Source organism: Sediminibacterium sp. FW305-C-49 (assembly GCF_058231085.1).
Genome location: NZ_JBIQXS010000001.1, coordinates 146739 through 159635, shown reverse-complemented (window position 1 = coordinate 159635; position 12897 = coordinate 146739). Strand labels below are relative to the sequence as shown.

Genomic DNA, 12897 nt, shown 5'->3' with positions numbered 1-12897 from the left:
ATTTATTGACCTTTCAGTTTATCAAACCAGTTGGCATTACTCCCCCCTTTAACAGCAGCTTCATCTTCCGGACTCAAACCACGAAGAAAGCTTTTATAGCCGGAAAGCATACTGCCATCTGAAAAAGTAGATTCACAATATGAATTGAAAACATTGGTGCCATAGGGCTTGGCGGAAGCAGCTATATTTTGTACACAGCCTATTACCTGGTTCCAGTCTCCGCTAACTTTACCTCTGATTTCATTGTAAATACTACAGGAAACTTTCTGGGAAGCAGTAAGCATCCGGTACATTTCTTTGTCGATCAGGTTAAAATAGTCTTGCTGTTTAATCCGGTACTCACTTATTTTACTGCTGTAAACTGAACGGGCAGTACTGGCATCTGTACTGCTCTTGGAAATGGCAAGATTGGCCTCTGCTTTCTTGCGGTCGTAAACGGGTTTTAGTTTGGCTATTTCGGCGTCCTGTAATTTGGAAAGATTTACGGTAAGGTCCCACACTTCCTTTTTCAATTGCTGATTTTCTTTTTCCAGAGCAGTGATTTTATTTTTTGTATTTGTCTTGTATGTCAATATATCTTTTTCAATGGCTGTAATATCTCTCACTAACCCTGTCTGCTGAATTTTTAATACCTGCCTGATGCTGTCTTTCAGATTCAAAGCCCGTAATTGCTGATCTACCTTTATTTTTTCACTTTTTAGGATAGAAAGTTTTTCTTCCAATGGATCTATATATTCTTCCTGCTGTTGTTTCAGTGTATAAATATTATTTTCATTGGCTTTTATCTTATCATTCTTCTTCTGTTGTTCGGTTTCAGTTTTCTGTTTAACGGCGTTACGAATTGAATCTGAATCTTTACGAAACTCATTGTCGTAACGAATGATCCTGGCTTTATAAATAGATACTTTATCTTCTGCTATTAAAATATCAGCTACATAGTTCATCAACTCCTGAGCCCACATTTTATGCTTGGCTTTGGCTTCTGCAAATACTTTGGTATCATAAGATTTACTGAGAGCGGTGATATCTTTGCAATAGGTTTGATTGGCTGTTTCCAGATCGGTAATCTGTTTCTGTTTTGCTATTTTACCATTATCTGTTTTCTCATAGTTCTGAATCTGAACTCTTTTCAGTGCAATTCGCTCATTGTATTTTTGTCTGGTGGCTTCCAGTTCTGGTGTGGTAGCAGGAACTGCATAACCTTTCACTTCTCCTAAATGTTTTACAAAATCAATCCCCTGTTTTTCAAATTCAGATTTGTATTTTCCACACTGACTGCATTTGGCGCCTTTTTTCATGTCATCAATCAAAGCGTCGCGTTCTTTTATCAAAGCTGCCAATTCTGCCTGCATCTCACGTAAACGAGCCCTGAATGCACTATCGAGAGAAATGAGTTGAATTTTATATTGCTCGATCCTCAGTTTGTTCTGCTCTATCTGGTTGACCTTGCTTTCAATAGCTGACACATCTCCACTTCCACTTGTTTGCCCGGTTACAGACAAGACAGTATTCACCAGAATTGTACAGATCAGTAAACGAGATGTGCGCATAAAAGCAGATTTTGATATTGGCATATAGAAGTTTGTAATAGCGTAATAAAGGGTTTAATTATTGCCCAAAAGGATCGTCCTCAGCAGCAAGTAAGGCTTTCAAATGATTAAATGCTTTGGAAATTTTCTGGAAATTGTCTGCATCCGCTTTTAAATATGGGAGGTTTCCATAAGCTACACTATTGGTCTGCCCATTGTTATAGTGAATACATACATTGCCTTTTAGAGAGAGGCGGATCTCATTAACTGGTGAATTGGTTCCATTTGTATATTCAGTTACAGCAGTGATCAACTTTGGGTTAAATTCAAAACTGGTGGTTCGCTGATAATCGATTCTGAATTCAATCTTTATTCCCTTTTCAGTTTGGATCACACTTGCAGAAGAAATCTTACCGATTGTGCCGTTATTGTTTGACCAGTTATGCCCAATAGATTCTTTGATTTTTTTATCGAGATACGAAATGGTTTCCCCTTTGGTAAGCGCTGGGGTTTGCGCGTTTAATTGAAAGGCAAATAGTGTAAGTAAAAACCCATAAAATAACTTTTTCATACGATTTGAATTTACCCTGTAATGAATTGAATTTAATACTGTGTTTATTAGGAAAATGCAAATAACGTTATTTGCCGGCTTTACCTGCAAAATTATTGAATCAAAAGACTGACCAAATACACATTAATAGTGATTTCTCGCAGTATTTGCTATTCAGTTACCCAAAATCAAGAAATATCCTGTAATATATCTGTCAAACAGAAATAAGTACTTTCGAGTTCTTCTTTTGTCATACAATATGGAGGCATCAGGTAAACTGTATTTCCCAGCGGGCGAATGTACACGCCCTGTGCCATGGCTTTACTGGTCACCATACCGCTTATCTGGTTCAGGTATTCTTTTTTACCTTCCGTTATTTCAAAAGCGAGGATGGTACCCAAACTACGGATATCGCTGATCGGTAAACAGCTTTTTCTTAAAGTATCAGCCATTTGAAGATTGGCCTCGCTGAGCCAGGCAATCTGCGACTGACAATCTTCTTTTTCCAATAAGTCGAGACTTGCCAGTGCAGCGGTACAGGCCAATGGGTTAGCGGTAAAAGAATGTCCATGAAAAAAAGTTTTTAAAGCATCATCATCAACATAGGCCTGGTAAATTTTGTCGGTACAAGCTGTTACACCTAAAGCCATGGTTCCACCAGTAAGTCCTTTACTTAAACAAATGATGTCAGGTTTTTGCTCCATGTACTCACTTGCAAATAGTTTTCCGGTGCGTCCAAACCCGGTCATGACTTCATCTGCAATGCAGATAATATTATTGTGCCTGGCGATACTTAGTAATTCGTTGAGCAAGGAAGGCTCATAGATATTCATTCCCCCAGCTCCCTGTACTAATGGTTCGTAGATAAATGCGGCGGTATGTGTAGCATGTTGTTGTATGCTCTTTTTAAGATCGTCGATATTATTTTCAGTAGGGGTATCAATAAAAACTACATCAAATAATAGTTCATGAAATGCAAGTGTGAAAACACTTCTGTCACTTACACTCATCGCGCCAAATGTATCGCCATGATAACTGTTTTTAAAAGCTATGATTTTATTGCGTTGTTTTTCTCCTTTGTTCCACCAGTACTGGATCGACATTTTCAATGCCACTTCTGTGGAAGTTGACCCATTATCACTGTAAAATATTCTGGCAAATGGTGCGGGTAATTTTGGTAACAATCGTTCCGCCAGTTCAACTGCCGGACGATGTGTAAAACCGGCAAAAATCACTTGTTCCAGTTCCAGTGCCTGCTGATAAATTTTTTCGGCGATATAGGGATTTCCATGTCCGTGCAAAGTAACCCACCAGCTACTAATGGCATCTATATAACGCTTTCCGTTTTCATCGAACAATAAACTTCCCTTGCCTTTCACGATGGGTAATGGCGGAGCCATGTTTTTTTGCCGGGTAAAAGGGTGCCAGATATACTGCTGATCCTTACTGGTAATACTCATACGGCAAATGTAATATGTAAACGGTAGCAGAGGGGCCTCTCATGGGGGTAGTTTTGCGCAGTTTTATCGGACGATGCAACGCCGGAACAAAGGAATGTGTCAAATCAACGAATTCACTGCATGCAAGACGAGCAAAAATTGGTAAAAGACTGCCTGAAACATCATCCGGCTGCCCAAAAGCAGTTGTATGACTCCTTTGCGGAGCAAATGCTGGGTACCTGTTATCGATATACTAAAAGTATGCATGATGCAGAGGAAGTGTTACAGCAGGGATTCATCAAAGTGTTCCAGAATCTTCACCAGTACCGGTCTGAAGGAGATTTGGGTGCCTGGATCAGGCGTATTATGGTAAATACCGCCATCAATTACCTGAAAAGAAAACCCCGCTACCAGTTGGATCTGGGTTTTGAGGACTCTCAACTTCACCCGGTGGATAATCAACAGCCCGACATTCAGTTACACATGAAGGACTTGTTGAACCTGATCAGGCAATTGCCGGCGGGTTACCAGACCATCTTTAACATGCATGCAGTAGAAGGCTATACACATGTTGAAATTGCCAAGATTCTTGGCATCAGTGAAGGAACCAGCAGGTCGCAATATGCCCGTGCCAGAGGGTTATTGATTAGTTGGTTAGAAAAACATTCTGTAAACGGAAAAAAAGATCGTTATGTCCGATAAGTCTTTTGAACAACAGGTTCGGGAAGAACTTTCTGACTTGCGCATGAAACCCAATGCTGCAGTATGGGAATCTGTGGCCGCCAGTTTAAAGAAAGAGCGCAAACGTCGTTGGGTTTTATGGATGTTTTTTTTATTGGCAGGATTGTCCGGTGCCACTTTATGGTGGCTTACACAGGAGCAAACAGCTACATTTGAGTTAAGCCAAAAAAATAAAACACAGAGTAGGAGAAATTCATCTGTTCAAACATCAGCTTCCGCCAAAGAAGAAAAAGCGATGGTTACTATAGATACACAGGCAGATAAAACCATCAAGCTAAATATTGCACAACAACCGGATAAAAAATTATCATCATATCCTACTCCAACTATCCTTTCACATACCAAAGTAAAACCAATAGCTGAACATCAACCACCAGTTGCTAATATAGTTGTTCGGTCAAATGAAAAATCAAGTTCCGCAAATAAGATTGTTGATAATACACTGAAGGATGAAAAAGAAATACAATCATCAACTACTACGGTAAAAGCAAATACAGGTCTTGATACAGTTACGAATGTAACATTGCAAAATGAAAGACAGACGGAAACAGCTACAGATACAGCTTCACTTGTAATGACACAGAATGTAAGCAAGGATACTATTACAACAAAAGCAGAAGTGGAACCGGTACAACCAATTTTATCCGATTCTTCACTCACAAAGAAACAAACTGTAAAGTCAGGTAAATGGCAATGGCGTATCGGGTTTAATGCAGGAACAAGTGGTGTGAGAAACTCCATTCGTTCTCTTCTGGAGAATACCAATTCAAGGGCTTATGACAATGCGTTTTCAGGAAATGCTGCGCCCATAACTGGTGGAGGAACCGGAGGAGCCGGAGCGGTCACTAATATGAAACCTGTAGTGAGGGATGCATTTTCATTTGGAGCTTTCGTAGAAGTGCAAAAGAAAATGGGAAAGAAGGAGCGTCATGCGCTTGGATTAGCTGCAGGGTATCATTTATACAGTACCAGAACAGGCGTTGGAAGTCTTAATACAGGCACTGTTCAATTCAGTAATATAAACACCTTTAACGATGCGAATAAATATTATAGTGTAAAAGACAGTGCTTCCTATACAACATACTATCATTTTATCCAGTTGGGCCTGCGTTATTACCAGTCGCTGAAATGGTTTAAAAAAGTAGATATGCAGTGGTATGCAGGCGTAGGGGTAAATGCACTACTGGGTAGCAACGGACTTCACCTTGGGTATATGAACACGAACAACTATCTGTTCCAAAACAGATCATTGTTAAGAACCATGCAAATGGATATTTCAGGTGGAGTTGATATTGGCCTGGGGAAATCCAAGCAGATTTATCTCGGACCACAGGTTCAATATATGCTGAGTAATTTATCGAAACAATCAGGTGTAAATCAACATCTTTTCAGGCCATCCGTGCGCCTGTCTTTCCTGCTGGGTCAAAGGAAAAAACCATAATGCAACGTTGTTGAGCAGGGTGGGGTCAGACAAGTACAAAATTATTTGTATGAAAACACTACGCTACTGCTTACTGACACTACCCATTTTATTTGTGTCCTGTATGAAAGACACGGTCAAGGAATCATACAGTTTTTACCGACCTGTTTACCAGACCAAAGATGAGGTAAAAGCCGGTATTAAAAATTCACCGTCAGAATCGATTTCCAAACCCGGTAAAATCGTCTTGATGGGAAATTATTTATTTCTCAATGATATTGATAAAGGTATCCATGTAATCGATCTCTCAGATATTTCTAACCCACAGAAACTAGCTTTTATTCATATCCCCGGATGTGTTGATATTGCCATCAATGGAAATAACCTGTACGCAGATTGTTATACCGACCTTGTAACGATAGATATAACTGATCCCAGAAATGTGAGTGTAAAGCAATTCCTGAATGGTGTATTTCCACATCGTTACTATGGTGCTTTTGCTGCTGATACAGGTAAAGTCATTCAGAAATGGGTAAAAGTAGATACGGTAACAAGCAGAAGGTTGACGGGATCGGCTTCCGGAAATTTCGAATTTGACATTCGAGGGTTATGGGCATCTTCCTTTAGTCTCGCTTCAGCCAGTTTTGCAGGTACTGCTACTACTGGTATTGCAGGCTCAACTGCCCGCTTCGGACTGCAGCAAAGCAGGTTATATACTGTTAGTCACGACGATCTGAAAGTGTTTAATGTTACAAAAGCGGACGCACCTGCCTTTGTAAAAAAAGTAGATCTGACACAAGGTGGAATTGAAACACTTTTCCCCTATAACAACAATCTTTTTATCGGTGGGCAATCGGGCATGTATATCTACAATACGAGCAACCCGGATGATCCACAGAAGCTTGGACAATTTGTTCATGTGCGAGCCTGTGATCCTGTTATTGCAGATGGTGATTTCGCCTATGTAACATTAAAGGGAGGAAGTTTTTGCGGTGGATTCAGTAATCAGTTGGATGTGGTGAATATAAAAAGTCTTACAACTCCTCAACTGATCAAAACTTATCCTTTGAAATCTCCTAAAGGATTATCAAAAGATGGTTCCACACTTTTCATTTGTGATGGTACAGACGGGTTGAAATTATTCAATGCAGCAGATGCTTCCAATATAACCCTCATTAAAACAATTGCAGGCTTTGAGCCGGATGATGTGATAGCTTACCAGGGCTATGCTTTAGCAGTAGCTAAAGATGGCATTTACTTCATTGATTACCATGATCTGGCCAATGCAAAAGTAATCAGCAAAATACAGGTAGCTCAAAATTGATTCGCCACACATAAATGAATAACATGAAGCAATTAGTTTTAATAGCGATTATATTGACTACCTGTGTACAGGTACATGGACAATCAATCCAAAAGAGCAAGTCTTATCTGATGCCACAATTGGGTGTAATGGATGGAGACCGGTCAACCAACCTGCAGTTTCAGGTTGTTGGGGGACTTGTAATAAAAAACTGGCGAATTGGAATGGGTACCGGTCTGGATTATTATTCAGTAAGATCAGTTCCTGTATTTGTTGACCTGCGGAATTACTTTGGCAGGAAAAAGAAAGCTTTCGCATTTGCGAATCTTGGGTACAACATACCCTGGCCCATGGAGAATCAGTATAAAACCATCTTTATACAGGGAGGTGCCAAAAAAAGTGAATTTGAAATGGGATTGTATACCGATGCAGGTCTGGGTTATGATATAGATTTAGGAAAACAAAAAGCAGTTTCCATTAGTATCGGTTATACCATTAAGAAATATAGTGAAAAATACGATGACCGTTTTTCATGGATATGGGGTTGGCCAACGCAGTTTCCAGGAACCGGTCAATCAGAGCGAACAGAAGAATACACATTCAGAAGACTCTCACTGAAAGCAGGATTTCGTTTATGGTAAATGAATAAGGATGGTTCAGTTGTGGTTTTGGTATCAATCAACCCTTTGAAATAGTGGTAATCATTGTTGCCATTCTTTCAATACGGGTTGATTCTTTTTTTACTTGGTATATCCAATCAATATATGCTTTTTGTTTGCCTTCACTTAAATGGATAAAGTTTTGATGTGCAACCTGATCATCTTTTAAGCAGTCGAGTAGTTCTCCTGGTATGCAAACCGGATCATTGTCGGGATATAATGTGACGGTAATATAATCGCCCGCCTTTTTTGCCAATGATTTTCCGGATACTCGCTTTAACAGGTAAAAACAGTTTTCCACTACCCATTGGCATCAGTTTGTATTGACTGATAGCATGCCCGTCAATAGTCCCTTTTACTTTTACCCAGCCAAATGAATGGCTCTTATCCTGTTTAATTTGAGGGATACGTGTAAAGGTCCAGCCCCCTTTACCGGGAAACTTTTCAAGCAGATATTTTTTATTGATGATCGCTTTCATGCTGTAAGAACCGCAGGTTACGTTGAATACCACTGAACTTGCTTCTTTTCAATGGAGAATCTCGGAACAGTTGTTGAAAACTTTCTTCTGATAATAATTCCCATTCTTTTGTACTCAGGTTAAGAATAGCAGGAATGGCATTAAAATCAATTTCACTGTGTGGTTTACTAAAGCGGTTCCATGGACAAACATCCTGGCAGGTATCACAACCAAACATCCAGTTCTCAAATTTCCCTTTCATATCAGCGGGAATCAATGCATCCTTTAATTCAATGGTAAAATAACTGATACACTTGCTGCCATCAATTATTTTATTATCGAGAATAGCTTCTGTTGGACAGGCATCAATACATTTTCTGCAGGTGCCGCAATAGTCTTTAGCAAAAGCATCATCGTATGGAAGTTCAATATCAACAATCAAAGTGGCGATAAAAAAGAATGAGCCATTGTTTTTGGTAATCAGGTTACCATTCTTGCCAATCCAGCCAGCACCGCTTCGTGTGGCCCAGCTTCTTTCAAGTACCGGAGCAGAATCAACAAAGCCCCGGCCCTGTATATCTCCATATTCCTTTCTCAATGCATCAAGAAATTGATTCAGTTGAGAGCGAATGACTTCGTGATAATCTTTTCCCCATGCATATTTTGAAATACGGGGTGCGTGATCTGACTGTGTGTTTGAAGGGTAATAGTTTTTTAAAACAGTAATAACAGATTTTGCTCCCGGAACAAGTTTGGAAGGATCGATCCTCAAATCGAAATGCTTCTCCATGTACTGCATACCACCATGGTGATTTTGATGCAGCCATGCTTCAAGTCTGCGGGCGTCTTCTTCTAAAACAACTGCTTTTGCAATGCCACAATAATCAAAGCCGAGTTTAGTAGCAGTCTGTTTGATAAAATGATTGTATAGTATGGGATCGCTCAAGTAATAACAGTTTCTTTATTTACAGGTTGCAGGAATCACATTATCAATCAACCCTTTCAAATGAAGAAATAATTCTCTTTTTTCTTCATTCAGTTTTCCCTCTGTAAAGAAAATGCAGGCATAGTTTCTGCAACGGTCAATCATGGGCCATGTGCCAAATAAACCTGGAGAGGTAAAAGAAATGCCTTTCCCATTTTCATCTGTTGTCATGATCCATTGTCCAAAACCGTACTGAAAACCCTGGGTGGCTTTGGGTGTATATTTGATCATGTCACTGGTGGTAACCACTGTTTCCATTTGTTCAATGGCGCTTTCGCTCAAAATTCTTTTTCCATTATGCATCCCTTTATTGAGGATCATGGCAAGAAAAGTCATGTAATCACCTGCGGACGATTGGGCCCCGCCGGATGGATTCACTGCATTAAAATTGCTGAAATTGGTATTTCGCATCTGCATGGGACGTGTAATTCTTTCGGCCATGATCTGTTCAAAACCTCGCTTGGTAATCACTTCCAATACCCTTGCAGCCATATTCAAACCGATATTATCATAACGGAACTGTAAACCCGGGTTAGAAACAATTTCCCTGGTAGAAATGATATCTGTAATTTCTTCTTCCAGGTTGGTATATTTTTTTCTGTTGAGTAGTTCCTTCAAACTCTTGATAGGTTCAGATTCTATCCCGGTTAAATGAGCCAGACAATCGCGGATAGTAATGTATCCCTTTGAATATTTGGTGAGTTGTGGAATATACTTACTCACTTTGTCATCAAGCGATAATTTACCCTGGTCAACAAAAGTCATGACCAATGCAGCAGTTAGCCACTGGCTGGCACTCGCAATCGGCGCCTGTGTTTTTGCATTGAAATCGGTACCGATTGCTTTCTGGTAAATCAGCTTACCATCCTTATAAATTAAAGCGACTACATGACCTTCAAGTTGTTTTTTCTCAGCTTCCAGACGACTATCGATGGCACTGAAATCATATTGAGCAAAAAGAGACTGAAAGAATAGCAGGAAAACAAGACCCAGACTGACTTTCATACAGTATAATTTGAATTTTACAGACATAATTTCAGGCTTTTCCGGTTTTATGGATCGTTTAATGACTTAGAATAGTTTTTGCATACAAATTATGACTTCGGGTGCAAATCTGAACAGCAATTTTTATAAGTAGTCGTTAAAACACAACACAGGAAATATGAATCTGAATAATTATACCATCAAGGCACAGGAAACCATACAGGCAGCCCAACAGTTAGCCTACAATGGAAATAATCCAGCCATTGAAACGGAACATTTGCTGAAAGCGTTGCTTTCAGATAAAGAAAGCCCCATTATTTTCTTACTTAAAAAGAACAATGTAGCCATTCCTTTACTGGAAAATAAACTGGAAGAAGGGTTGGCTAAATTACCCAAAAACCAGACTGGTGAACCTGCACAGACTGTCAGCCGTGACCTCAATACTGTTTTTCTAAAAGCCAATGCAAGCCTCAAGAATTTTGGGGATGAGTTCATCAGCCCCGAACATTTTATGCTGGCGTTACTGCAGATAAATGATGGAACTGCAAAAGCTTTGAAAGATGCAGGCGTAACAGAAAAAGGATTGATTGCTGCCATTAAAGATTTAAGAAAAGGTGATACCATTCAATCGCAGACACAGGAAACACAATTCAACGTGCTCAATAAATATGCACGAAACCTGAATGAAGCTGCACGACAGGGTAAACTTGATCCTGTAATCGGCCGCGATGAAGAGATTCGCAGAACATTACATATTCTATCAAGAAGAAGTAAAAACAATCCCATACTGGTAGGCGAGCCGGGCGTAGGTAAAACAGCCATAGCAGAAGGACTGGCCATGCGGATCATTAACGGAGATGTTCCGGAGAACCTGAAATCAAAAACCATTTTTACACTTGATATGGGACAACTGATTGCAGGTGCCAAATACAAGGGTGAATTTGAAGAGCGATTAAAAGGTGTAGTAAAGGAAGTAGCAGCAAGCGATGGTGAAATTATTCTCTTTATTGATGAAATACATACACTGGTAGGAGCCGGTGGTGGTGAGGGAGCCATGGATGCAGCCAATATCCTGAAACCTGCGCTGGCCAGAGGTGAGCTGAGAGCAATAGGTGCCACTACTTTGAATGAATACCAGAAATACTTTGAAAAAGACAAAGCGCTGGAACGTCGTTTCCAGAAAGTAATGATTGAAGAGCCGGGTATCGAAGATGCTATCTCTATTCTGAGAGGACTAAAAGACCGCTATGAAACACACCATCACGTGCGAATAAAAGATGAAGCCATTATAGCGGCAGTAGAATTATCCAATCGTTATATCACCGATCGTTTTTTGCCGGATAAAGCAATAGACCTGATCGACGAAAGTGCAGCCAAGCTCCGTCTCGAAATGAATTCAATGCCGGAAGAGCTTGATACATTGGAACGTCAGATCAGACAACTTGAAATTGAAAGAGAAGCCATCAAACGTGAAGACGATGAAGAAAAGCTGAGGGAACTGAATATTGAAATCAGTAACCTGAGTGTACAACGCGATACACTGAAAGCGAAATGGAGAAATGAAAAAGAGATCGTAGAAAAAATACAACAGGCCAAAGCGGCTATTGAATCGCTAAAGCTGGAAGCCGAGCAGGCAGAAAGAAATGGTGATTATGGAAAAGTAGCTGAAATACGGTATGGTAAAGTAAAAGAACAGGAAGCACAGATCAGCAGTTTTACGGAACAGTTGAACCAGTTGGGAGAACAAAGCCGTAGACTGATGAAAGAAGAAGTTGATGCAGAAGATATCGCAGAAAATGTAGCGAAAGCAACGGGTATTCCTGTGAGTAAGATGATGCAGGGCGAAAGAGAAAAATTGTTAAATCTCGAAGATGAATTACACCAGCGAGTGGTTGGACAGGAAGAAGCGATTGCTGCAGTAGCAGATGCGGTTCGCAGAAGCAGGGCAGGGTTGCAGGATCCACGAAAACCAATTGGGTCGTTTATATTCCTGGGTACAACCGGTGTAGGTAAAACAGAACTGGCCAAAGCACTGGCTGAGTACCTCTTCGATGATGAACACCTGATGACCCGTATAGACATGAGTGAGTACCAGGAAAAACACACCGTTTCGAGACTGGTAGGCGCTCCTCCGGGTTATGTTGGTTACGATGAAGGTGGTCAACTCACCGAAGCGGTGAGGAGAAAACCTTATAGTGTGGTGTTGCTCGATGAAATTGAAAAAGCACACCCCGATGTATGGAATATTCTGTTGCAGGTGCTTGATGATGGTCATCTCACCGATAACAAAGGAAGGACGGTGAATTTCAAGAATACAATCATCATCATGACCAGCAATATCGGAAGCCATCTTATACAGGATGCATTTGAAAATGTAAATGATCAGAATGTTTATGAGGCAACCGAGAAGGCTAAAACTGAGGTAATGGAATTGTTACGTAGAACCATCAGGCCGGAGTTCCTGAACAGGGTAGATGAGATTATTATGTTTAGCCCATTGCTTAAAAGGCAGATCATGGGCATTGTAAAAATTCAATTGAATGGATTAAAGAAAATGGTAGCTGAATCTGGCATACAACTGGAATTCAGTAATTATTTACTTGAATTTTTGAGTGAACAGGGATATGATCCACAAATGGGTGCAAGACCATTAAAAAGATTAATTCAGAAACAAATTGTAAATACACTCAGCAGGAAAATATTGGCCGGCGAAATCGATAAAACGAAGAAAGTGTTGATTGACGCTTTTGACGGAGTAGTTGTTTTTCGGAATGAGGACTAAGTTGTGCCGGTCAATGTATACAATAGGCCCCATTTATGGGGTCTATT

12 protein-coding genes are annotated in these 12897 nt (G+C 40.2%); 5 read left to right on the top strand and 7 right to left on the bottom strand.

Translation table 11 applies throughout. The features are described 5' to 3' along the window. Positions 1-2 precede the first annotated feature (2 nt). The 3 genes from ACH3Z1_RS00660 to bioA form a co-directional block, all read right to left on the bottom strand. Positions 3-1550 carry a kinetochore Spc7 family protein gene (locus ACH3Z1_RS00660; RefSeq protein ID WP_490819912.1) on the bottom strand — a complete coding sequence of 516 codons (1548 nt, stop codon included), beginning with the start codon at positions 1548-1550 and terminating at the stop codon, positions 3-5. A 58-nt stretch (positions 1551-1608) separates the two neighbouring features. Next, positions 1609-2100: a hypothetical protein gene (locus tag ACH3Z1_RS00655; RefSeq protein ID WP_490819911.1), complete on the bottom strand. Its 492-nt coding sequence runs from the start codon at positions 2098-2100 to the stop codon at positions 1609-1611. Positions 2101-2267: 167 nt separating this feature from the next. Then, complete coding sequence (bioA, locus tag ACH3Z1_RS00650; RefSeq protein WP_490819910.1) at positions 2268-3539, bottom strand: adenosylmethionine--8-amino-7-oxononanoate transaminase; 1272 nt, start codon at positions 3537-3539, stop codon at positions 2268-2270. A 120-nt stretch (positions 3540-3659) separates the two neighbouring features. Between bioA and ACH3Z1_RS00645 the strand changes: the two genes are divergently transcribed. From ACH3Z1_RS00645 to ACH3Z1_RS00630, 4 genes are read left to right on the top strand one after another with little or no spacing between them, the layout of a single operon-like run. Continuing rightward, positions 3660-4220, top strand: a complete 561-nt coding sequence (locus ACH3Z1_RS00645; protein WP_490819909.1) for an RNA polymerase sigma factor — start codon at positions 3660-3662, stop codon at positions 4218-4220. Continuing rightward, positions 4210-5700, top strand: coding sequence for a hypothetical protein (locus ACH3Z1_RS00640; RefSeq protein WP_490819908.1), 1491 nt, complete (start codon positions 4210-4212; stop codon positions 5698-5700). Before ACH3Z1_RS00645 ends, ACH3Z1_RS00640 begins: the two co-directional genes overlap by 11 nt. A gap of 49 nt (positions 5701-5749) precedes the next feature. Then, positions 5750-7003 (top strand): LVIVD repeat-containing protein, encoded by a 1254-nt coding sequence (locus ACH3Z1_RS00635; protein WP_490819907.1) that lies wholly within the window; start codon positions 5750-5752, stop codon positions 7001-7003. A gap of 23 nt (positions 7004-7026) precedes the next feature. Beyond that, positions 7027-7623, top strand: a complete 597-nt coding sequence (locus ACH3Z1_RS00630; RefSeq protein WP_490819906.1) for a hypothetical protein — start codon at positions 7027-7029, stop codon at positions 7621-7623. A 37-nt stretch (positions 7624-7660) separates the two neighbouring features. On the opposite strand, the gene ACH3Z1_RS00625 is transcribed toward ACH3Z1_RS00630, so the two are convergent. Genes ACH3Z1_RS00625 through ACH3Z1_RS00610 form a run of 4 tightly spaced genes read right to left on the bottom strand, consistent with a single transcriptional unit; the run spans position 7661 to position 10089 of the window. Next, positions 7661-7942, bottom strand: a complete 282-nt coding sequence (locus ACH3Z1_RS00625) for a YdeI/OmpD-associated family protein (protein ID WP_490819905.1) — start codon at positions 7940-7942, stop codon at positions 7661-7663. After that, entirely contained in the window at positions 7845-8120 is a 276-nt protein-coding gene (locus tag ACH3Z1_RS00620) for a DUF1905 domain-containing protein (RefSeq protein ID WP_490819904.1), read from the bottom strand. Before ACH3Z1_RS00620 ends, ACH3Z1_RS00625 begins: the two co-directional genes overlap by 98 nt. Continuing rightward, on the bottom strand, positions 8101-9045 hold the full coding sequence (queG, locus tag ACH3Z1_RS00615) for a tRNA epoxyqueuosine(34) reductase QueG (RefSeq protein WP_490819903.1): 945 nt from the start codon (positions 9043-9045) through the stop codon (positions 8101-8103). Before queG ends, ACH3Z1_RS00620 begins: the two co-directional genes overlap by 20 nt. Before the next feature lie 15 nt (positions 9046-9060). Continuing rightward, positions 9061-10089 (bottom strand): serine hydrolase domain-containing protein, encoded by a 1029-nt coding sequence (locus tag ACH3Z1_RS00610; RefSeq protein WP_490819902.1) that lies wholly within the window; start codon positions 10087-10089, stop codon positions 9061-9063. Between the two features lie 157 nt (positions 10090-10246). On the opposite strand from ACH3Z1_RS00610, the gene clpB reads away from it, so the two are divergent. Continuing rightward, complete coding sequence (gene clpB / locus ACH3Z1_RS00605; RefSeq protein ID WP_490819901.1) at positions 10247-12850, top strand: ATP-dependent chaperone ClpB; 2604 nt, start codon at positions 10247-10249, stop codon at positions 12848-12850. The last annotated feature ends 47 nt before the right edge of the window (positions 12851-12897 follow it).